The following is a 20195-nucleotide window of genomic DNA, read 5'->3' on the forward strand; positions in this document are numbered from 1 at the left end:
GTGTAGCCAGCTCCACCCCCCACTGGGCAGCCCGCTCCATACCGTCCTGACCTGGCTTTTCCTAGCGTTGTCGGTATGACGACGACCGCAGTGACGCCGGGTGGACCCACCCCCGCTCCCGACTCCGCCGCCCTCGCCCTCGACGGGGTGGGCCGGGCCTACGGCGGCGGCGCCCCCGCACTCGACGGGGTGAGCCTCGTGGTGCCGCGCGGCCGGTTCGTGGCCGTGATGGGCCCGTCCGGCTCCGGCAAGTCCACCCTGCTGCGGTGCGCGGCCGGACTCGAACGGCCGACGGCCGGGACGGTACGGATCGGGGGCACCGACCTCGCCACCCTGAAGGCCGCCGCCCTCACCCGGCTCCGCCGCGACCGGGTCGGTTTCGTCTTCCAGTCCCTGAACCTCGTCTCCGCGCTGAACGTGCGCGAGAACGTCACCCTTCCGCTGCTCCTCGCCGGAGCCCGGGAGGGCCGGGCCCTCGACGCCCGTGCCCTGGCCGGACTCGCCGCCGTCGGGCTCGCCGACCGCGCGGAGGACGCCCCGGAGCACCTCTCCGGCGGCCAGCGCCAGCGGGTCGCCATCGCCCGCGCCCTGGTCAACGAGCCCGAGGTGGTCTTCGCCGACGAGCCGACCGCCGCCCTCGACCCGGTCACCGCGGCCGGGGTCCTCGCGCTGCTGCGGCGCGCGGTGGACGAGCGGGGGACCACGGTCGTCCTCGTCACCCACGACCCGGTGGCCGCCGCCTGGACGGACGAGGCGGTGTTCCTCGACCGGGGCCGCCTGATCGCCCGCCTCGACCGACCGGACGAGCCCGGGGTACGCGAGGTACTGGGGGCGCCGCCCGTGGCTCCCGGGGGTCGTGGTCCTGCTGGGGGCAGGAGCGGATCCGGGACCCGTGGTGGCTCGGGGGCCGGTGGTCTCTTCGGGGCGGGCCGGTCCTCGTATACGGCCACCGGGGGCCCCGCGGGCGCCACGGCCGGTCCCGTCCCCGGCGGGGCCCCGCGCGCGCGTACGGCGGTGTCCCGGTGAGCCCGCGCGGGAACGCCGCCGTCCGGCTGCTCGCGGTCCGGTCCCTGCGGACGCACCGGCGGGCCTGGGCGGCCGTCTTCGCGGCCGTCGCCGTCACCTCCGCGCTGCTCGGCACCCTGGCCCTCGCCCTCGGCTCGACCGCCCTCGGCCACGCGCGCGTGGAGCGGTACGCGGCCACCGCCGTCGTCGTCGCCGGTGACCAGGAGGTCCGCTGGACGACCCGGCCGTGGGGCAGCGAGCCCACCACGGAACGGGCGGGCCTCACCGAACGGGTCCGGATCCCCGAGGCGGCCGTCGCCGTGCTGCGCGCGGTGCCGGGCGTCCGGGCGGCGGTGCCGGACCACACCTTCGCCGTACGGGAGGGTTCCCCGGCGGACCGCGTCCACGAGGGGCGTTCCTGGGACGCGGCCCGGCTGGCCCCGTACCGGCTGACCGAGGGCCGGGAACCCCGCACCGGCTCCGAGACGGTCCTCGGCGGCGGTACGGCTGCCTGGCCGGGCTCCGGCACGGGCGCCGGAACGGACTCCCGTACGGACTCCCGTACGGACTCCGGTACGGACTCCCGCACGGGCTCCGGCACCGGGTCGGCCGCCGGGGTCCGGATCGGGGACACCGTCGCCGGGCGGACGGTCGTCGGGATCGCCGACGGTCCCGCCGCGCTGTACGTCACGGCGGCGGAGGCCGGGAAGCGCGCCGGACACCCCGGCACCGTCGGCGCCGTCGGGGTCCTCGGCGAGCCCGGCGTCCCGGTGGACACCCTCCACGCGCGCGTACGGGCCGCCCTGGACGGGGCGGGCCTCAAGGACACCGCCTCCGGCCGGCCGCTCCGGGCCCTCACCGGCGACGGCCGGGGCGGCGCCGAACACCTCGCCGCGCCGCCCGCCCGCACCGAACTCCTCATGGTCCTCGCCGCCGTCTCCGGCACCGTCGTCCTCGTCGCCCTCCTCGTCCTCGCCTCGCTCGTCGCGCAGGCCCTCGGACAGCGCGCCGCCGAACGGGAGCTGCTGCTCTCGGTCGGCGCGACACCCCGCCAGGCACGGGCCGCGGCGGGCCGCGAGGTGGTCCGGGTGGCCGGTCCCGCCGCGCTGCTCGGCGCCCTCCTGGGCGCACCGGCGTTCCTGGCCCTCTGGTCCGCGCTGCGCGGCCGTACCGGAGTCGTCCCCGAAGGGCTCGAACTGCCCTCCCCGCCCTGGCTGTTCGCCGCCGTCCTCGTGACCGCCGCGCTGGTGACGGGGCTCGCCAGGGCCGTCGTCCCGTTCGCCGCCCGACAGCCGGGCCGGGCAGGGAAGGGCACCGCCCGGCGGGTCGGCGGGATCGCGCTGCTGCTCGTCGGCGTGATGTCCGCCGGGGCGGGCGCGGCCCAGGGCGGCGCCGCCGCTGCCGCCGCTGCCGGGGCGGCCACGGTGACGCTGGTCGCCGGGTGCGCCCTGCTCGGGCCGTGGCTCGCGCGGGCCGCCTCGGTGGTCCTCGACCGGCCGCTGCGGTGGTGCGGCGGAGCCCCCGGACGGCTCGTGGCCGCCGGGGCGAACGCCCACTCGCGCCGCCTCGGGGCCGCGCTCGCCCCCGTGGTCCTCGTCACCGCCTTCGCGCTGGTGCAGCTCTCGGCGGGCGCCACCATGGAACGGGCGGCCGACGCGCAGGCCCGGGCGGCGACCACGGCGGACCTGACGTTCACCGGGACGACGGCGGAACACGTGCGGAGGCTCCCCGGGATCGCCTCGGCGACGGACGTGCTGCGGTCGTCGGTGGTCCTGGCCCGTACGGAGCTCGGCACGCCCCGCCTGGAACGGCTCCCCGTCCTCGGCGTCGACGCGGCCGGTCTGACGGGCACGCTCGACCCCGGCGTCGTCGCCGGAGACCTCGCCGGACTCGCCCGTACGGGTACGGTCGCGGTCGGCTCCGGAACAGCCGACTCCCTGGACGTGCGCCCCGGTTCGACGGTCGAGCTGCGGCTCGGCGACGGCACGCCCCGGCGGCTCCGGGTGGTCGCGGTCTACGAACGCTCCCTCGCGCTCGGCGAGTTCCTGCTCCCGAAGGCCGAACTCGCCCCGCACATGAGCGATCCGTATCCGTCACGGGTGCTGGCGGCGCGGGAGAGGGCCGGGGCCGGTCCTCTCGCGGGGGCCGGAGCCGGGGGCGGAGCCGGGGGCGGGGCCGATGCCCAGGCCCGTGCCGGGCGGGCCGTCGTCGACGGGGCCGGTCCCGGCACCCGCCCCCTCCCCGGTCCCGTCGTGCCCGAGCGGGTCGTCCCGCCCGGCGCCGAGCTGAACGGGATCGTCTCGGCGGCGGTCGTCTCCGCGATCGGCGGCCTCACCCTCCTCTCCGTGCTCAGCACCCTCACCCTGATCGGCGCCGGGCGGCGCGGTGAACTCCGGCTGCTCGGCCGGGTGGGCGCCTCGGCGGGCCAACTGCGCCGGACGCTGGGCCTGGAGGCGGGCTTCCTCGTCGTCACGGGCCTGCTCGTCGGCACCGTGGTCGCCGCCCTGCCGCTGACCTCCTTCGCCTGGACGCTCACCGGCGGGCTGCCGTACCTCCCGCCGGTCCACCTGGGCCTGATCGCGGGGGCGGTGCTGGTCACGGTGGTGGCGGGGGTGTTCCTGCCGGGCACGGGGCGGCGCCCGCGCGGGTGAGGTCCTGAGCGGGTGAGGTCCTGAGCGGGTCCGGGGTGGTGCGCCCCGGGTCCGCTCAGGCGTCGAGGAAGGCGAGCACGGCGAGGACCCGGCGGTGGCCGCCGCTGTCGCTCGGCGGCAGGCCCAGCTTCAGGAAGACGTTGCCGATGTGCTTGTGCACGGCCCGCTCGGTCACCACCATCGAGCGGGCGATCGTCGCGTTGTCGTGGCCCTGCGCCATCAGCTCCAGGACCTCGCGCTCGCGGGGGGTGAGGGCGTCCAGCGGGTCGCTGCGGCGGGCGAGCAGCTCGGTGACGACCTCCGGGTCCAGGGCCGTACCCCCGGCGGCGACCCGTTCCAGGGCGTCGAGGAACTCGTCCACCCGGCCCACCCGGTCCTTCAGGAGGTAGCCGACCCCCCGGGCGCCGCCGCCCAGCAGCTCGGCGGCGTACGTCTCCTCCACGTACTGGGAGAGGACGAGGACGGGAAGGTCCGGCAGCCGCTCACGGGCCGCGAGCGCCGCCCGCAGCCCCTCGTCGCGGAAGCCGGGCGGCATCCGCACATCGAGGACGGCGACGTCCGGCCGGTGCTCCAGGAGCAACGGCAGGACTTCGGGACCGGTGGCCGCGACCCCGGCGACCTCATGGCCGGAGGAGGTCAGCAACAGCACCAGCCCCTCCCGCAGGAGGGCGTTGTCCTCGGCTATCACCACACGCACGGCAGCTCCACTTCGATCACGGTCGGGCCCCCCACGGGGCTGGTCAGGCGGACGGATCCGTCGAGCGCGGCGACCCGGCGGCGCATCCCGGTGAGCCCGGAGCCGGTCCGCTCGCCCGCCTCAGCGCCGCCCCGGCCCTCGTCCGTCACGCGCACGTGGAGGGCGGCCGGTTCACGGGAGAGGGCGACGGAGGCGCGGTCGGCGCCACTGTGCTTGGCGGCGTTGGTGAGGGCCTCGGCGACGACGAAGTACGCGGCGGCCTCGACGGCGGCGGGGGCGCGGGGGTTCGGGGCGGCCGGGGGGCCGTCGCCGCGCGCGGGCCGGGCCTTGTGCGCGGGCCGGTCCTCGTGCGCGGGCCCGTCTCCGGCCGGGGAGCCGTCCCGGGCCGGGAGCCCGTCTCCGCCCGGGGCCTCGTCTCCGCCCGGGGCCTCGTCGAGACCCGCCACCGAGACCCGCACCTCCAGGCCGCTGCTCGCCGCGAGCGCCCGTACCGCCCCCGTCAGACCACGGTCGGTGAGGATCGGCGGATGGATGCCGCGCACCACGTGCCGCAGCTCGGCGAGCGCCTCCTCGGCCTGGTCCTGGGCGTCGTCGAGGAGCCTGCGCGCGGCCACGGGATCGGAGTCGTACGCGCGCTTGGCCAGGCCGATCCGCATGGACAGCGCCACCAGACGGGCCTGCGCGCCGTCGTGCAGATCGCGCTCGATCCGGCGCAGTTCGGCGCCGTGCGCGGCGATCGCGCCCGCCCGGGTCGCCGTCAGCTGTTCGATGCGGGCGGCGAGCGCGGCGTCCCGGACGGCCGAGGGCGCGGGCGTGAGGAGCGCCCGGGACCAGTCGGCCGCGAGCCCGGCGAGCCTGCCGTGCAGCGGCAGGGCCACCGGCCGCCGCCCCGCGAGTCCGGTCACGACGCCGTCGACCAGCAGCGCGGGCGCCCACAGGACGAGGGAGGCGTACCAGAGGACCATGCCGTAGAGGAGCTGCGCCCCGGCCCAGACCAGGTCACGGCCGGTGCCGGGATCGATGACGGCGGTCCGCACGCGCGCGGGGAGCGGCCCTTCGATCGGCAGATACGCCTCCGGTACGGGCGTCCCGGTCCGGGCCGCGACCCGGCGCCGCTCCCAGCCCGCGAGGCGGCGCAGCAGCAGCACGCTCTCGGGCAGGACGCCCGCGCCGATGACGGTGACGGTGAGGAAGGCGGTGAAGAGGGCGACCCCGATCATCAGGTAACAGAGGATCGAGACCGCCGCCCCCACCAGGAGCTGGAGGGACGCCCGGCCCGCATCCCTGATCGCGTCGCGCATGACGACAGGCTATGCGGGATGCCGGGGGGCCTGCGGTGGAGCAGGCTCCACCATCGGTCCGGGGGCGGGCACCGCTGTGCCGGGAGCGGATCGGGAAGAAGATCGAACGGTGCCGGACGGTCCGGCCTCTCCTCCTCTCCCCTGGAGTTCCCATGCGGTCCCTGTTCTGGTCGGCACTGGTCCTGAGCGCCCTCGCCAACGCCTACGTCAACACCTTCGCGGCCTGGGACGGCGCCACCCACATCGTCGCCAGCGCCTGCACGGGCACGGCGGTGCTCGGCTCCGCCGTCGCGCTGTGGCTGACGCGCCCCCGGGCCCGGAACTGACCGGCAGCCGCCCCGCCGCCCGCCTCCGCCGCCCGCCTCCGTCTGCCGGGAGCCGGTCCGCCGCTCCCTCCGCCGGGCCGGGACTGTCGGAGGTCTGCCCCACAATGGGAGGCGTACCTGAGGAGGGGCAGACATGGCCGTATGGGACGACCTGGTCGGACAGTCGAAGGTGGAGGAGCAGCTCTCCGCCGCCGCGCGGGACGCCGACACGTTCGTGACCGCCCATGCCGCGGGGCAGCCCGTCCCCGAGGCCTCGAAGATGACCCATGCCTGGCTGTTCACCGGCCCGCCGGGGTCCGGGCGGGCGACGGCGGCGCGGGCGTTCGCCGCCGCCCTCCAGTGCGTGAGCCCCGACCGGGCCCTCGGCGGCGCCCCGGGCTGCGGCTTCTGCGACGGCTGCCACACGACCCTGGTCGGCACCCACGCGGACGTCGAGATCGTCCGCACCGACCTGCTGTCGATCGGTGTGAAGGAGACCCGCGCCCTGGTCCGGCGCGCCCAGCTCTCCCCGGCGGGGGGCCGCTGGCAGGTCATCGTCCTGGAGGACGCCGACCGGCTCACCGAAGGCGCGGGCAACGTCCTCCTGAAGGCTGTCGAGGAGCCCGCGCCCCGCACGGTCTGGCTGCTCTGCGCGCCCTCCCTGGAGGACGTGCTGCCCACGATCCGCTCCCGCTGCCGTCACCTGACCCTGCGCACCCCGTCCGTGGAGGCCGTCGCCGACATGCTCGTACGGCGCGACGGCATCGAGCCGGAGGCGGCGCACGCGGCCGCGCGCGCCACCCAGGGGCACATCGACCGGGCCCGCAGACTGGCCACCGACGAGCGGGCCCGCGCCCGCAGGTCCGTGGTCCTCAAGCTGCCGCTGCGGGTCGGTGACGTCGGCGGCTGCCTGAAGGCCGCGCAGGAACTGGTGGACGCGGCGGGCGAGGACGCGAAGCAGGTCGCCGAGGAGGTCGACGTCAAGGAGACCGAGGAACTGAAGGCGGCCCTCGGCGCGACGCAGGGCGGACGGATGCCGCGCGGCACGGCCGGGGCGATGAAGGAGCTGGAGGACCGGCAGAAGCGCCGCAGGACGCGTACGCAGCGCGACAGCCTGGACCTGGCGCTCACGGACCTGACCGGCTTCTACCGCGATGTGCTCGCGCTCCAGCTGCGTTCGACGACCGCCCTGGCCAACACGGACGTGCGGGACGCGATCGAACGGATCGCGGCCGACACCACCCCCGAGCGCACCCTGCGCCGCATCGAGGCCGTCCTCGCCTGCCGCGAGGCCCTCGACCGCAATGTGGCACCGCTGCTGGCGGTGGAGGCGATGACGATGTCGCTGAGGGGCTGAGGGGGTTTCGGCCGGGGCACCGGTCCCGGCCTCCGCCCGGGTACGGGTCCGGCCTCTGCCCGGGCACGGGTCCGGTCTCCGCCCGGGTACAGGTCCGGCCCCCGTCCGGGTACAGGTCCCGGCCTCGGCCCGGCCACGAGTCCCGGCGGGCCTCCGGCCCGTGGCCGGGTCTCGATCCTGCCGAAGGCGGGCTCCGGGACCCGCGGCCCCCACGCGACGCCCCCGTACGCCCGCCGCCCCGGCCGCCGGACGGCGATTGGACACGTTCCGTACCGGTACGGATACGCTCCGGGAATGGACTCCAGGCGTTTGCTCCGTATGTCCGCCGCGGCCCTCGCCGCGGCCGGGCTGATCCTCTCCGGCTGCTCCGGCGGAAGCGACGCGGCGGCGTCCCGGGGCACGGCGGCGGCGCCCCCCGCGTCCGCGGCGCCCGACGCGCTGAGGAAGCACTACGCGCAGAAGCTGAAGTGGCGCGACTGCGGCGTGGCCGGCTTCCAGTGCGCGACCCTGCGGGCACCGCTGGACTACGCGAAGCCGGAGGCGGGCGACATCGACCTCGCGGTGTCCCGGGTGCGGGCCACCGGCCCGGGGAAGCGGCTCGGTTCGCTCCTGGTCAACCCGGGCGGCCCCGGTGGCTCGGCCGTCGGCTACCTCCAGGGGTACGCGGGCATCGGCTACCCGGCACCCGTCCGCGCCCGGTACGACATGGTGGCGGTCGACCCGCGCGGGGTCGCCCGCAGCGAGCCGGTCGAATGCCTCACGGGCCCGCGGATGGACGCGTACACGCAGACCGACCAGACGCCGGACGACCCGGCGGAGGTCGCCGCGCTGACCACGGCGTTCAAGGAGTTCGCGGCGGGCTGCGAGAAGAATTCGGGGAAGATCCTGCCGCACGTCTCCACGGTGGAGACGGCCCGGGACATGGACGTGCTGCGGGCGGTGCTGGGGGACGCGAAGCTCAGCTATGTGGGGGCGTCGTACGGCACGCTCCTGGGCGCGACCTACGCCGAGCTGTTCCCCGCACGGGTGGGCAGGCTGGTCCTGGACGGGGCGATGGACCCGTCGCTCCCGTCGCTGGACCTCAACCGCGACCAGACGGCCGGCTTCGAGACGGCCTTCCGCGCCTTCGCCGCCGACTGCGTGGGGAGGAAGGACTGCCCGCTCGGCACGGGGTCGGTGGACGCGGCGGGCGAGGCGCTGAAGAAGTTCTTTCGCGACGTGGACGCGAAGCCGGTGCCGACGGGCGAGAGCCGCGCGCTCGGTGAGTCCCTCGCGACGACCGGGGTGATCGCGGCGATGTACGACGAGGGGGCGTGGCCGCAGCTCCGGGAGGCGCTGACCCGGGCGATCGGCGGCGAGGGCTCGGGGCTGCTCGCGCTGGCGGACGGCTACTACGAGCGGGAGGCGGACGGCACGTACGCGAACCTCATGTTCGCCAACGCGGCCGTGAACTGCCTCGACCTGCCGCCGTCCTACACGGGCCCGGCGGACGTGGAGAAGGCCGTACCGTCCTTCGAGAAGGCCTCGCCGGTCTTCGGCAAGGGCCTGGCCTGGGCCCCCCTCAACTGCGCGTACTGGCCGACGCCGCCCACCGGCCGCCCGCACCGCATCACCGCCGAGGGCGCCGCCCCGATCCTCGTCGTCGGCACCACCCGCGACCCGGCCACCCCGTACCGCTGGGCCCGCTCCCTGTCCGAGCAGCTCTCCTCGGGCACCCTCCTCACCTACGAGGGCGACGGCCACACGGCGTACGGCCGGGGCAGCGACTGCATCGACTCGGCGATCAACACCTACCTCCTGGAAGGCACCCCGCCGACCGACGGAAAGCGCTGCTCATAGGCCCTGTCCGGGGGCGGTCGGACCACCCCCGGAAACTGTGTAGACTTGGCGACGCTGCTGCACCCACCATGGGTCCAGAAAGCGTGCCGCCTTAGCTCAGCTGGCCAGAGCAACGCACTCGTAATGCGTAGGTCTCGGGTTCGAATCCCGAAGGCGGCTCTGCGAAACCCCAGGACTCACTCGCCGTGACCTGGGGTTTTGTGTTTTCCGTGGTCAGTTCAGCCCAGAAGGCCCCCGGCCCAGGAGGGTTCCGGTGTCCGTGGCAGGGGGCCGGGGGGTCAGTCTCCGTGGCCCGTGCCTCCGCTGCCGAAGCCGCCGCTGGAGATTCCGCCCCATTTGCGCTTCTCTTCGGTCGGGGGGTCCGGGGCGGCTTCCCCGGTGTCGTGGAGTTGGTAGGGCATGAGCCGGTGCTCGCCGTCCGTCCGGGGGACCTCGGTGCGGCGGCGGTACTCCGACACCTCGCCCGGCAGTTCGCCCGTGTCCGGGCGGTGCGGCTGTTCGTCGGGCTTGGGGGCCCGGGATTCGCGGTCGCGGACGCGGAAGCCCAGCCAGACCGCGGCGATCAGGACACCGACGAGGACGAGACCGCCGATCAGCTGCCCTAGGCCCGACTGCCAGACTCCCGCAGCCAGCGTCTGTGCTGCGCTGAGAGTGTTCATACTCAAGGATTACCCCTTTTCTCCCCTTTTGGACGCGATCGGTCCAGGCAGCTCGAAGAATCTTGAAACATTCCCCCGTCCTCGTCGCGTCAATGAGGTGTGAAGGCGACCACGTCCCGTGACCGAAGCGAGAGGAGGGGCATGAGACAGTCCCGCGCGGATGAGTTCCTGGAGTTCGCCTCCGCACGATCGGGGCATCTCTTCCGGTCCGCATGTCTGCTGACCAGCGGAGACACCCATCTCGCCGAGGACCTCACCCAGGAGACACTCGGCCGGATGTACGTCCTCTGGGGCCGGATGACGCGGATCGGCAACCCCGCCGCGTACGCCCAGACCGTCCTCGTCCGCACCTTCCTCAGCCACCGGAGACGCCGCTCCGCCACCGAACGCCCGCTCGGCGAACTCCCCGACCGCGCCCCCGACGACGGTCATGACCCGGCGCTGCGGATCGCGCTGCTCGACGCCCTCGCCGGGCTCGCCCCCAAGGACCGGGCCGTCGTCGTCCTCCGTTACTGGGAGGACCGCAGCGTCGAGGAGACCGCCGACGCCCTGCACGTCAGCGCCGCCGCCGTCCGCACCCGTTCCTCCCGGGCGCTCGCCAAACTGCGGCAGCGCCTCGGCGGCACCATCGGCGAACTCGCCACGCGCTGAGCCGAAGTGCTGAGCCACGCGCCGAGCCGCACGCTGAGCCGAGTGCCGAACAGCCCGTTGAGCAGCCCGTAGAGCAGCTCTTAGAGCCATCCCCCTTCTTCTTCCCTCCCCATCGGAAAGGGCGAATTCGCCATGCCCCAGCACGAAGACCAGCCGCGAGAATTCGAGGAACAGCTCGGCGCGGTCCTGCGCCGCACCGGTGACACCTTCACCACCGACGACCGGCGCGAACTCGTCGAGGGCGGCCTCCGGCGCGGGCGCCGCCGCCTCGTCCGCCGCCGCCTCACCGTGTCCGGAGGCGTCCTCGCGCTCGTCGCCGTCGGCCTCGGCGGCGTCTACGGCGGCTCGCTGCTCGACCCCGCCGGAACGGCCGCCACCGCGTCCGTCGCCGGGACCCCCGTGTCGAACACCGCCACCGCCACCGCCGAGAAGCGGCCCGGGGCCCCGATCCGCGTCGACGAGATCGCCGCCGTCCTCAAGGCCCACACCCCCCGGGGGAAGTGGACCTTCGACGGCCTCGGCGGCACCGGCGAGGCCGCCGGGGGCGTCTTCGACGACGGGAAGGGCAAGGCAGCCGTCGGCGTCTCCCTCTCCCGCGCCTCCGGCGCCTCCGCCCGGGACATGGTCACCTGCCCCGACAAGGTCGTCGTCCCCTACGACGCCTGCACCGTCCAGAAGCTGCCGAACGGCGCCCGGCTCATGATCTTCCAGGGGTACGAGTACCCCGACAAGCGCGAGGAGACCAAGACCTGGCGCGCGGTCCTCCTCACCAAGGACGGCTTCCTCGTCGACGCGAGCGAGTACAACGCCGCCGCGGAGAAGGGCGCCCCCGTCAGCCGTACCGATCCGCCCTTCACCCCCGCCCAGCTGAAGACCCTGGTCACCACCGATGCCTGGCGTCCGCTGCTCGCCCGCCTCTCCGGGTCCCCGGTCGGCGGCGACCCGGGCGCGCCGTCGCCCGCCGAGCCCGTCGGCACCGCCGTCCGCGACACCCTGCGCGGTCTGATCCCCCGGGGCCTCGACGTGCGGACCAAGGGAGGCGCGGGCGAGTACGGCTACCTCGTCGTCGACGACGGCAAGGGCGCGAGCCTCGTCGGCGTCAACGTCCAGCCCGCCTCCAAGGACCTGATCGGCGAACTCTTCAGCGGCCCGGACGTGGTCACCCTGCCCGACGGCCGCAAGGTCCGGGCCGTCAAGCGGGCCGGTGAGAAGGGCGGCGCCGGAGTCGTGTGGTGGAACGTCGACACCATCACCCCCGACGGCTTCCGCGTCGTCGTCTCGGCCTTCAACTCCGGCGCGCAGCACGAGGCCGCCACCCGCGCCGAGCCCGCCCTCACCATCGAGCAGCTCAAGGCCGTCGCCCTCAGCCCGAAGTGGCGGAAGGTGCCCCTGGGGTAGGCCGTCGGTCAGCCGCTCCAGAAGGGGGGGGAGGGCCGGTCGCCGACCGGCAGCCGGGCCCTTCCCCTCTCACCCGTACGCGTCCGATGCCCGCTCCCGTGGAGGAACGACCCGTACGACCGACCCTGTACGACCCCGTACGGCCCGGTCGGGCGGTCGTTACTTCGCGTCCGCGTATCTCTCCACCGTCGCCGTCGTGAACGGGAACCGCACCGGCGTCTCCCCGAACGTGATCCGGCCCGCCTCGTCCCCGGCCGCCCCGATCGCCGCCGTGACCGCCTCCGCCTCCTCCGCCGGACAGTGCACGATCACCTCGTCGTGCTGGAAGAACACCAGCTCCGCCCGCATCCCGGCGAGCGACCGCCGCAGCGCCGCCAGCATCAGCAGCGCCCAGTCCGCCGCGCTGCCCTGCACCACGAAGTTACGGGTGAAGCGGCCCCTCGCCCGCGCGTTCCCCGAGGCGTATCCCGGGGTGAAGCCGCTCTCCTCCGGCGCCGCCCGCTCGGCCTCCTCCTGTGGCAGGCCCGCCTCCTCGTCCTCGCCCGATCCCACCGCGCGCGGACTCGTCCGGCCCAGCCAGGTCCGTACGAGCCGCCCCTCCTCGCCGGCCTTCGCCGCCTCGTCGACGTACGCCACCGCGCGCGGGAAGCGGCGGCGCAGCGCCGCCAGGTTCTTCAGACCGTCCCCGCTGGTCTGCCCGTAGACCGCGCCCAGCAGCGCCAGCTTCGCGTGCTCCCGGTCGCCGGAGAACGCCCGGTCAGACAGGCGCGTGTACAGGTCGTCCGGATGCCCGGCGACGTCCATCAGACCCGGGTCCCGGGAGATCGCGGCCAGCACCCTCGGCTCCATCTGGTCGGCGTCCGCGACCACGAGCCGCCAGCCCGGGTCCGCGACCACCGCCCGCCGGATCACCTTCGGGATCTGCAGGGCCCCGCCGCCGTTGGTCGTCCAGCGTCCGCTGACCGTGCCCCCCGGCAGGTACTCCGGCCGGAAGCGTCCGTCCCGCACCCAGTCCTGGAGCCAGGACCAGCCGTGCGCCGTCCAGATCCGGTACAGCTTCTTGTACGCGATCAGCGGCTCCACCGCCGGATGGTCCACCTCGGCCAGCTCCCAGCGGCGGGTGGACCGCAGCCGTACGCCCGCGCCCGCGAAGGCCTTCACCACGTCCGCCGGGAGGTCCGGCCGGACCCGGCGCCCGAAGGCCGCCGACACCTCGTCCGTGAGCTCGGCCAGCCTGCGCGGCTCGCCCCCGCCCGCGTACCGCTCGCCCAGCAGCTCCTCCAGCAGTTCCCGGTGCACGTCCGCCCGCCACGGCAGACCCGCCCGGTGCATCTCGGCCGCCACCAGCATCCCCGCCGACTCGGCCGCCGTCAGGAGCCGCATCCTGCCCGGATGCTCCGCCCGGTCGTGCCGCCGCGTCTGCTCCGCGTACACCGCGAGGAGACCCTCGAACGGCACGGACACCGTCGGGCGCGGCTCGAAGAGGGAGTCCTGCGAGCCGGGCTCGGCGCCGCGCTGCGGCGGGTCCGGCGGCACCGCCTCGTTCCGCAGGCGCGCCCAGGCCGCCGCCGCCGAGCGGGGCTCGCCGAGCCGCCCCTCGTGCCCGAGGAGCAGCTGCTCGGCGCCCTCCACGTCGTAACAGCGCTCGATCCGCACCCCGGCGGCGAGCAGCCGGGGGTACACCTCGGCCGTCGACCGCCAGACCCAGCGCGCCACCTCCGGCCGGGACCGTACGGCCGTGACGAGGTCCGGCTCGCGCCGCACCTCCCCGGCGGGCAGCCCGTCCGGGCCGAGCGGGACGAGCAGTGCTCCGTCCCCCTCCGCCTCGGCCGCCAGCGCCCACCTCTCGCTCATGGGTGCGAGTCTGGCACCCGCCACTGACATCGGCCCGGAGGCGCTTCCGTACGGGAACGCGTACGGAAGGCGTACCGGAGCGCGTACGGGAACGGGCAGGTGGAGCGCGTACGGGAGCGGGCGGGTGGCGTGGGGTCGTCCGGTCGTCCGGCCGTGCGGCCGTCCGTGTCCTCACGCCGCCGCGTGGAACAGGGCCGCCGCCTCTCCCCGTGAGTCGACGCCGAGCTTGTTCAGGATGTTCGCCACGTGGAACTTCACCGTCGACTCGCTGATGTGCAGTTCCTCCCCGATCCGGCGGTTGCGGTGGCCGAGCGCCAGGTGTCGCAGGACCTCCAGTTCCCGGCCCCCGAGCCCGGTCAGCGGATGGGCCGCCTCGACCGGCGCGGCCGGTGCGGCCAGCGGGACGACCGCCGTGATCGTGGTGCCCCAGCCCGGCAGCGCGTCGATGTCGAGCCGTCCGCCCAGCACCTCGATCCGGTCACGGACCGTGCCCGCGCCCAGGTCGCAGGGGGCGAGGGCGCCCGCGCCGTCGTCCCGCACCGAGGCCCGCAGCTCGTGCGCGGTCAGCTGCCAGCCGACGTGGACGCGGCGCACCGAGTCCTGTTCGAGCACGATCAGGAGCAGCGCCCGGACGATGGCCCGCGCGCTGTGCGCCACGTCCGCCGCGAGCGACCGCCCCGGGTCGGGGGCGCCCAGATCGAGGCGGACCCGGGTGTGCCGCAGCATCGGCCGAAGCTCGGCCGCCAGCCGTTCGAAGGCCTCCAGGGCCGGTTCCTCGGCGAGCGCCCGGTCCCGGTGCTGCGCCGCCCGCATCTCGATCAGCGCCGACGCGGCCAGGTCGGTCGCGGTCGTCCGGGCCGTCGCGTCGTCCAGGGCGCGGCTGCGCAGCACCCCCAGGACCCCGGACAGCGCGGTCGCGTGGGAGGCGGTCAGCTCGGCGATCACCCGGGCCCGGGTGTCGGCCGCCGCCCGCGAACGGGCCAGCGTCCCCGGCATCGCCTCCGACGCGAACCGGTCGAAGTGCCCGGACACCAGGTCCCACAGGGCCTGCGCCACGGCGAGTCCGGCCTCGTCCACCGGGGCGGCGGAGTCCTCCCGCACGAGGACCAGGACCGCCCCGCGCCGGGTCGCGTGGCTGGTGACGGCGACGACCTCGCGCGGGCGTCCGCCGATCACGCTACGGCCCTGCCACGGTTCCCCGGGGATGCCGGAGGCGAGCAGCGGCGCGAGTTCGGCACCGGTCAGGAGCGCGGTGCCGCCGAGCGTCTTGAAGGGGGAGTGGGCGCAGTGCGTGGAGAGTTCGGCCGCGTCGACGTGGGGGATCAGCGGGGCGAGGGCGGCCGAGACCTCGGGGAGGATCTCGCCGAGCGGCTGCCGGATGATCTCGTACGCGGCGGTCAGGGTGAGCGCGTCCATGGGCCGAGCGTAGTGCGCGGGTGCGGGGCGGAGGCCGTTCTTTCGGACAGGTGGGACTGGCCGTCCGGGGGGCGGGGAGCGGGGTGCCCGGGGGGCAGGCTGAGGACGTCGGAGAGGCCGGGCGGTACGGCCGGTCCTCCTCGGCACCCGGTCGGACGGCGGCGAGAGGCCGCGCCGGAGGGACCGGGGCCACGACACCGGGCCGAGGGGCCGGTGCGACGGACCCGGCCGGAAGAGCCGGGTGGGACGGGCCCGGCCAGAGCCGGGTGTGACGGGACCCGGCCGGAAGAGCCGGGTGTGACGGAACGGGTCCGTGTGACCCGACGGGCGGCAGTGGAGGCCGGTATGGAAGCGACCGTGTACGAGGAGTTCGGCGGACCCGAGGTGCTGCGCCACGAGACCGGGGTCGCGGTGCCGGTCCCCGGACCCGGTGAGGTCCGCGTCAAGGTGGCCGCCGCCGGGGTCAATCCGGTGGACTGGAAGCGCCGTCGCGGCTGGGTCGAGGCGTTCTACCCGACGACCTTCCCCGCCGTCCCCGGCCTGGAGTTCGCCGGGACGGTCGACGCGGTCGGTGCGGGCGTGACGCACGTGGCGGTCGGTGACGAGGTCCTCGGCTGGACGGAGACCGGCGCCTACGCCCAGTACGCCCTGGCCGGGATCGTCGTCCCCAAGCCCGAGGGGCTGTCCTGGGAGACGGCCGCGAGCCTGCCGGTGGCCGGTGAGACCGCGCAGCGGGTGCTCGGTCTGCTCGGGGTGGGGGCGGGCGGGACGCTGTTCCTGCACGGCGCGGCGGGGGTCGTCGGCTCGGTCGCCACGCAGCTCGCCGTCGCCGCCGGGATCAGGGTCGTCGGCAGCGCCTCCGAGTCCAACCACGCGTATCTGCGGGAGCTGGGCGCGGTCCCCGTCGCGTACGGGGAGGGGCTCGCCGACCGGGTGAGGGCCGCCGCGCCCGAGGGCGTCGACGCGGTCTTCGACGCGGCCGGGCACGGGGTGCTGCCGGTCGCGATCGAACTCCTCGGCGGGGACGCGGCGCCGAGGGAACGGATCGTGACGATCGCGGACACCGAGGCGGAGCGGTACGGGATCGTCTTCTCGGGGCTGCTCGGCGATCCGGACGCGGTACGGGCCGGGCTGGCGGCCCAGGCGGCGCTGGCGGCCGAGGGCCGCCTCACGGTCCGGCTCGCGGAGGTGCTGCCCCTCAAGGAGGCCTCCCGCGCCCAGGAGTCGAGCGAGTCCGGGCACGTGCGCGGCAAGCTGGTCCTGATCCCGTGAGCCGGGGCCGCGCGGCGGGAGGACGGGACGACCGGCAGCCTCCGCCGCGCGGGACGGACCCGGACGGGACGGATCAGGGCGGGGCGGGGCGGGGCGGGGCGGGCTGGCTCAGGGGCGCGCGCGGACGGGGCGGTGACCCGGCTCCGACCCCGGTCGCCGCCCCGTCCGTCCCACCATCGCCGTTCAGCGCGCCGCCCGCCACGCGGGAAGGGCCGACGCGGCGACCGTGACCGTCGCGCAGGCGCCCGCCGCCGCGCCGACCGCGCCCCACGGCAGGACCAGGGCGACCGGGGCGGAGAGCGCGGCGAGCCCCGCCGCCAGGGCGCCGAGCACGAGCCCCGCCACCAGCAGGCCGAGCAGCGCCCCGATCGCCACGGAGAGCACCGCCTCGCCCGTCACCACCCGCAGGACCTGGCCCCGGGTCGCCCCCGCGAGCCGCAGCGCGGCCAGTTCCGGACCGCGCACGGAGGTCGCCATCAGCAGGGTGTTGGCGAGGCCGATCACCGTGTAGAGGAGGGCGATGCCCAGGAGCAGGAGCATCCCGAGCCGGTTCCGGGGGTTCCCGCCCGGCGGGCCGCCGCCCGCCCGCGCGTCGGCGCTCGCCACGGTGCCGCCGCTCGCCGCGAGGGCCCGCACCGTGGCCGTACCGCCGCCCCGGGCCTCGATCAGGTCGGGTACGGAGCCGGGGGCGTTCGCCCGGGTCACGTACGGCCCGTTGTCGCCGGTCCCCCGGGCGAGGACGGCCACCACCCGGAGCCGTACCGGACCCGTCCCGTCCGCCCGCCAGACCTCGACGGTGCCGCCCACCCGGCGCCGCTCGAACTCCTCGTTCACGACGATCGAGCGGTCGTCGAGGTCGCGCGGGTCCCCGGCGACCACCGGCAGCCGGGCCAGCGCGGCGAACGCCTCCGGGTCGGTGACCGCCCGCGCCCCGTACTTCACCACCGCCTCCGCCCCGTCCCGTACGAACACCGACGTGCGGCCGGTGGCCGACACGACCGCCCCCGGCGGCGCGGCGACCGGCCGCAGGCCCTCCCCGGTCACGACGTACTCCGCCGTCGTCCGTTCCCGCGCCTCGACGTCCTTCGCGCGCGTGACGCTCTCCGACGAGCCGAGGAGGGTCCCGGCGAGCGCGACGGTCACCAGGACGGGGGCGGCGACGGCGGCGGTCCTGCGGACCGAGGCCGCGCTGTTCTCCCGCACCAGCGTCCCCACCGCTCCCCGCAGCCTCAGCAGTCGCGCGACGGGCCGGACCAGGAGCGGCGAGAGCAGGGCGGCTCCGGTGATCAGAAGCATCGGAAGGGTGGTGTACGTCTTCCGTCCGAGCAGTGCCGACGGGTCCGTGGCGCAGGTCCAGGCGAGCAGTCCCAGACCGGTCAGGAGCAGGCCCGCGCCCATCACGAGCCGACCGAGCGGCAGGGCGTCGGCGTCGACGTCCGCCGTGCGGAGCGCCGCCGCGGGGCCGGTCCGCCCGGCCCTGCCGGACGCGGCCACCGCTCCGGCGAACGCGACCGCCACCCCCGTCCAGAAGGCCGTGTGGAAGGGCCAGGCGGCCCCGCCCGCCGTGAACCGCTCCGGGGCCAGACCGGCGTCGACGAGGGTCCGTGCGAGCAGGGGCGCGCCGACGGCGCCGAGCGCGCACCCGGCGGCCGAGGCGAGCACGCCGAGCACCACCGCCTCGGCCAGCACCAGCCGCCGGAGCTGCCCCGGGGTGGCCCCGGCGGTCCTCAGCAGGCCGAACTCGCGGCGCCGCAGCGCCACCGCGAAAGCGAAGGTGGAGGCGACGACGAAGACCGCGACGAAGGCGGTGACGCCGCCGGAGGTGCCGAGGAGCGTGCCGAGCGCGACCAGCGCCTCGGCGTCCCGCGCGGCGCCCGGGTCGGCGCGCCGCCGTCCGTCGCCGGTGAGGACCCGCGCACGGTCGCCGACGAGAGCGCGGACGGCGGGGGCGGGGGCGTCCACGCCGACGGCGTCGGGGCCGCCGGAGACGGTGACGGTCCAGCGGGCCCGGAGTTCGCGGAGCACTTCCCCGTCCACAGGCTGTGGACGGTCGAGCGGCCTCGCGAGGGGCGCGGTCGCGGGTCCGCGCCGGACGTCGAGGACCAGATGGGACCGCCCTTGTACGACGACGGGGGCGGAGGCGAACCGTTCCGGCGGACGTTCGGGCGTCCGGAAGGTGCCCGCCAGGCCCAGCCCCGTGGCCGTCAGGAGCCCCACGCCGAGGGCGAGCGCGACGAACCCGCCGAGGAGGGAGGCCCAGCGGAACCGTAGCCCGCAGAGCACGACGGTCAGCATCCCGGACCCGCCTGCGGGTGGGTGTCGGCGGGGGCGTCTGTTCCTGTCCCCGCTCTTGTCCCTCTTCCCGCTTGTGTCTCTCTTCCCGCACCTGTTTCTCTTCCCGTTTTTGTTCCTGTTCCTGTCGCTGTTCCGGGGCTCGTGCCCGTCTCCAGGGCCGCCATCCGGGCTGCCACCGACTCGGCCGTCGGGGAGGGGAGTCCGCCCGCGACACGGCCGTCGACCAGGAAGACCACGCGGTCCGCGCGTGCCGCCGCCACCGGGTCGTGGGTCACCATGACGAGCGTCTGGCCCTCGCGGTCGACCAGTTCCCGCAGCATGTCCAGGACTTCGCGGCTCGTCGTCGAGTCCAGCGCGCCGGTCGGCTCGTCACCGAAGAGGACGGCCGGACGGGTGATCAGCGCGCGGGCGAGCGCGACCCGTTGCCGCTGACCGCCGGAGAGTTCCCCTGGCCGGTGCCGTTCCCGGCCCGTGAGCCCGACGCGCGCGAGCGCCTCCCGGACCTCCGCGCGGGACGGGCGACGGCCCGCGAGCCGCAGGGGGAGTGCCACGTTCTGCGCCGCGCTCAGGGAGGGCAGGAGGTTGAAGGACTGGAAGACGAAGCCGATCAGCTCCCGCCGGAGCAGGGTCAGCCGTCGCTCGCCGAGCCCTTCGAGGGCGACGCCGCCGACCTCCACCCGCCCGGCGGTGGGCCGGTCGAGCCCGGCGGCGCACTGGAGCAGCGTGGACTTGCCGGAGCCGGAGGGGCCCATGACGGCGGTGAACGTCCCGGCGGCGAAGTCGAGGTCCACGCCGTCGAGGGCGCGGACGGTCCCGTGGTGCCGGGTCAGCCCCCGGAGCCGTACGGCGACGGGCGCGGGTCCGGTACCGGGCGCGGTCGCGGTGCCGGTGGCGGGTGCGGTGCCCGCGTCGGGCCGGGTGCCGGGGGAGGGGCGGCGGACTGTCGAGGTCATGCCTCCAGCGAACCGTTTCCGCCGCCGTCGATCACGACCACTGGCGGGCGTCCGGAGGGTGGGCCTGGCCCTACCCTCCCGCGCCCCGGCACCGGGGAGGGCTGAGACCATCGGGGAGTGCGGACCGGTCGCGGGCCGCCGCCTCCCCTCCCGCCGTACGGCCCTTCGGCGGACGGGACCGGGCAGGCCGCTGGGACGGGGCAAGCTGGTGGGACGGGGTGCGGACGGGACCGGGTGAGCGGAGGGGACCGGACGCGTCGGCGGCGTTGGTGGCATCGGACGGACACGGGTGGGGTTGGGTGCACCGGTGAGACCGGTGGGATCGGTGAGACTGGAAGGACTATTGGGGTCAGTGGGACCCAGAGGTTCTCTGGGACCCACAGGGTCAGCGGGACCAGCAGGACCCCTGGGGCCAGTGGGGCAAGCAGGATCAGCAGGACCCCTGGGACCAGTGGGGTCAGTGACACCAGTGGGATCAGTGGGATCAGTGGGACAGGCAGGACCAGTGAGACCACTGAGCCCAGTGGGGTCAGTGACAACAG

Annotated in this window: 15 protein-coding genes and 1 tRNA gene; 9 read left to right on the forward strand and 7 right to left on the reverse strand. The window is 75.7% G+C overall.

The features are described from left to right. The first annotated feature begins 75 nt into the window (after nucleotides 1-75). Nucleotides 76-1026, forward strand: a complete 951-nt coding sequence (locus ACFXGN_RS06570) for an ABC transporter ATP-binding protein (protein WP_384854251.1) — start codon at nucleotides 76-78, stop codon at nucleotides 1024-1026. After that, nucleotides 1023-3656, forward strand: a complete 2634-nt coding sequence (locus ACFXGN_RS06575) for an FtsX-like permease family protein (protein WP_384854254.1) — start codon at nucleotides 1023-1025, stop codon at nucleotides 3654-3656. Before ACFXGN_RS06570 ends, ACFXGN_RS06575 begins: the two co-directional genes overlap by 4 nt. 55 nt (nucleotides 3657-3711) lie before the next feature. Here ACFXGN_RS06575 and ACFXGN_RS06580 read toward each other — a convergent pair whose 3' ends face one another. Together ACFXGN_RS06580 and ACFXGN_RS06585 are read right to left on the reverse strand one after the other, a co-directional pair. Then, nucleotides 3712-4353, reverse strand: coding sequence for a response regulator (locus tag ACFXGN_RS06580; RefSeq protein ID WP_384854256.1), 642 nt, complete (start codon nucleotides 4351-4353; stop codon nucleotides 3712-3714). Beyond that, nucleotides 4341-5654, reverse strand: a complete 1314-nt coding sequence (locus ACFXGN_RS06585) for a sensor histidine kinase (protein ID WP_384854259.1) — start codon at nucleotides 5652-5654, stop codon at nucleotides 4341-4343. The genes ACFXGN_RS06580 and ACFXGN_RS06585 overlap by 13 nt, the downstream gene beginning before the upstream one ends. A 152-nt stretch (nucleotides 5655-5806) precedes the next feature. Between ACFXGN_RS06585 and ACFXGN_RS06590 the strand changes: the two genes are divergently transcribed. The 4 genes from ACFXGN_RS06590 to ACFXGN_RS06605 all read left to right on the forward strand — a co-directional run bounded on the left by ACFXGN_RS06590 (nucleotide 5807) and on the right by ACFXGN_RS06605 (nucleotide 9314). Further along, a complete protein-coding gene (locus ACFXGN_RS06590) occupies nucleotides 5807-5980 on the forward strand; it encodes a hypothetical protein (RefSeq protein WP_384854262.1) in 174 nt (57 codons plus the stop codon). Between the two features lie 133 nt (nucleotides 5981-6113). After that, nucleotides 6114-7316 carry a DNA polymerase III subunit delta' gene (locus ACFXGN_RS06595; protein WP_384854264.1) on the forward strand — a complete coding sequence of 401 codons (1203 nt, stop codon included), beginning with the start codon at nucleotides 6114-6116 and terminating at the stop codon, nucleotides 7314-7316. 294 nt (nucleotides 7317-7610) lie between these two features. Then, on the forward strand, nucleotides 7611-9155 hold the full coding sequence (locus ACFXGN_RS06600) for an alpha/beta hydrolase (RefSeq protein ID WP_384854267.1): 1545 nt from the start codon (nucleotides 7611-7613) through the stop codon (nucleotides 9153-9155). 85 nt (nucleotides 9156-9240) lie between these two features. Beyond that, nucleotides 9241-9314, forward strand: a tRNA-Thr gene (locus ACFXGN_RS06605). A gap of 119 nt (nucleotides 9315-9433) precedes the next feature. On the opposite strand, the gene ACFXGN_RS06610 is transcribed toward ACFXGN_RS06605, so the two are convergent. Beyond that, a complete protein-coding gene (locus ACFXGN_RS06610) occupies nucleotides 9434-9814 on the reverse strand; it encodes a DUF6479 family protein (protein WP_384854270.1) in 381 nt (126 codons plus the stop codon). Between the two features lie 141 nt (nucleotides 9815-9955). On the opposite strand from ACFXGN_RS06610, the gene ACFXGN_RS06615 reads away from it, so the two are divergent. Both ACFXGN_RS06615 and ACFXGN_RS06620 read left to right on the forward strand, forming a co-directional pair. Further along, nucleotides 9956-10465, forward strand: coding sequence for a SigE family RNA polymerase sigma factor (locus ACFXGN_RS06615; RefSeq protein ID WP_384854273.1), 510 nt, complete (start codon nucleotides 9956-9958; stop codon nucleotides 10463-10465). Nucleotides 10466-10597: 132 nt separating this feature from the next. Further along, nucleotides 10598-11863 carry a hypothetical protein gene (locus ACFXGN_RS06620; protein WP_384854276.1) on the forward strand — a complete coding sequence of 422 codons (1266 nt, stop codon included), beginning with the start codon at nucleotides 10598-10600 and terminating at the stop codon, nucleotides 11861-11863. A gap of 159 nt (nucleotides 11864-12022) precedes the next feature. Here the strand turns inward: ACFXGN_RS06620 and ACFXGN_RS06625 are convergent, their stop codons facing one another. Together ACFXGN_RS06625 and ACFXGN_RS06630 are read right to left on the reverse strand one after the other, a co-directional pair. Next, entirely contained in the window at nucleotides 12023-13717 is a 1695-nt protein-coding gene (locus tag ACFXGN_RS06625; protein WP_384854279.1) for a bifunctional 3'-5' exonuclease/DNA polymerase, read from the reverse strand. A 171-nt stretch (nucleotides 13718-13888) separates the two neighbouring features. Then, nucleotides 13889-15133: a LuxR C-terminal-related transcriptional regulator gene (locus ACFXGN_RS06630; RefSeq protein WP_384854282.1), complete on the reverse strand. Its 1245-nt coding sequence runs from the start codon at nucleotides 15131-15133 to the stop codon at nucleotides 13889-13891. Between the two features lie 345 nt (nucleotides 15134-15478). Between ACFXGN_RS06630 and ACFXGN_RS06635 the strand changes: the two genes are divergently transcribed. Further along, nucleotides 15479-16405 carry an NADP-dependent oxidoreductase gene (locus ACFXGN_RS06635; protein ID WP_384854285.1) on the forward strand — a complete coding sequence of 309 codons (927 nt, stop codon included), beginning with the start codon at nucleotides 15479-15481 and terminating at the stop codon, nucleotides 16403-16405. A 183-nt stretch (nucleotides 16406-16588) separates the two neighbouring features. On the opposite strand, the gene ACFXGN_RS06640 is transcribed toward ACFXGN_RS06635, so the two are convergent. Together ACFXGN_RS06640 and ACFXGN_RS06645 are read right to left on the reverse strand one after the other, a co-directional pair. Continuing rightward, complete coding sequence (locus tag ACFXGN_RS06640) at nucleotides 16589-18700, reverse strand: FtsX-like permease family protein (protein ID WP_384854286.1); 2112 nt, start codon at nucleotides 18698-18700, stop codon at nucleotides 16589-16591. After that, complete coding sequence (locus tag ACFXGN_RS06645; RefSeq protein ID WP_384854289.1) at nucleotides 18694-19653, reverse strand: ABC transporter ATP-binding protein; 960 nt, start codon at nucleotides 19651-19653, stop codon at nucleotides 18694-18696. The genes ACFXGN_RS06640 and ACFXGN_RS06645 overlap by 7 nt, the downstream gene beginning before the upstream one ends. Nucleotides 19654-20195 lie beyond the last annotated feature (542 nt).

This window comes from Streptomyces sp. NPDC059247 (assembly GCF_042754005.1).
In the GTDB taxonomy this organism is placed as follows: Bacteria; Actinomycetota; Actinomycetes; order Streptomycetales; family Streptomycetaceae; genus Streptomyces.

Coding starts and splice junctions, on each gene's coding strand:
- ACFXGN_RS06570 (WP_384854251.1), top strand. CDS start 76: ATGACGACGACCGCAGTGACGCCGGGTGGACCCACCCCCGCTCCCGAC.
- ACFXGN_RS06585 (WP_384854259.1), bottom strand. CDS start 5,654: ATGCGCGACGCGATCAGGGATGCGGGCCGGGCGTCCCTCCAGCTCCTG.
- ACFXGN_RS06590 (WP_384854262.1), top strand. CDS start 5,807: ATGCGGTCCCTGTTCTGGTCGGCACTGGTCCTGAGCGCCCTCGCCAAC.
- ACFXGN_RS06595 (WP_384854264.1), top strand. CDS start 6,114: ATGGCCGTATGGGACGACCTGGTCGGACAGTCGAAGGTGGAGGAGCAG.
- ACFXGN_RS06600 (WP_384854267.1), top strand. CDS start 7,611: ATGGACTCCAGGCGTTTGCTCCGTATGTCCGCCGCGGCCCTCGCCGCG.
- ACFXGN_RS06610 (WP_384854270.1), bottom strand. CDS start 9,814: ATGAACACTCTCAGCGCAGCACAGACGCTGGCTGCGGGAGTCTGGCAG.
- ACFXGN_RS06615 (WP_384854273.1), top strand. CDS start 9,956: ATGAGACAGTCCCGCGCGGATGAGTTCCTGGAGTTCGCCTCCGCACGA.
- ACFXGN_RS06620 (WP_384854276.1), top strand. CDS start 10,598: ATGCCCCAGCACGAAGACCAGCCGCGAGAATTCGAGGAACAGCTCGGC.
- ACFXGN_RS06625 (WP_384854279.1), bottom strand. CDS start 13,717: ATGAGCGAGAGGTGGGCGCTGGCGGCCGAGGCGGAGGGGGACGGAGCA.
- ACFXGN_RS06630 (WP_384854282.1), bottom strand. CDS start 15,133: ATGGACGCGCTCACCCTGACCGCCGCGTACGAGATCATCCGGCAGCCG.
- ACFXGN_RS06635 (WP_384854285.1), top strand. CDS start 15,479: ATGGAAGCGACCGTGTACGAGGAGTTCGGCGGACCCGAGGTGCTGCGC.
- ACFXGN_RS06640 (WP_384854286.1), bottom strand. CDS start 18,700: ATGCTGACCGTCGTGCTCTGCGGGCTACGGTTCCGCTGGGCCTCCCTC.
- ACFXGN_RS06645 (WP_384854289.1), bottom strand. CDS start 19,653: ATGACCTCGACAGTCCGCCGCCCCTCCCCCGGCACCCGGCCCGACGCG.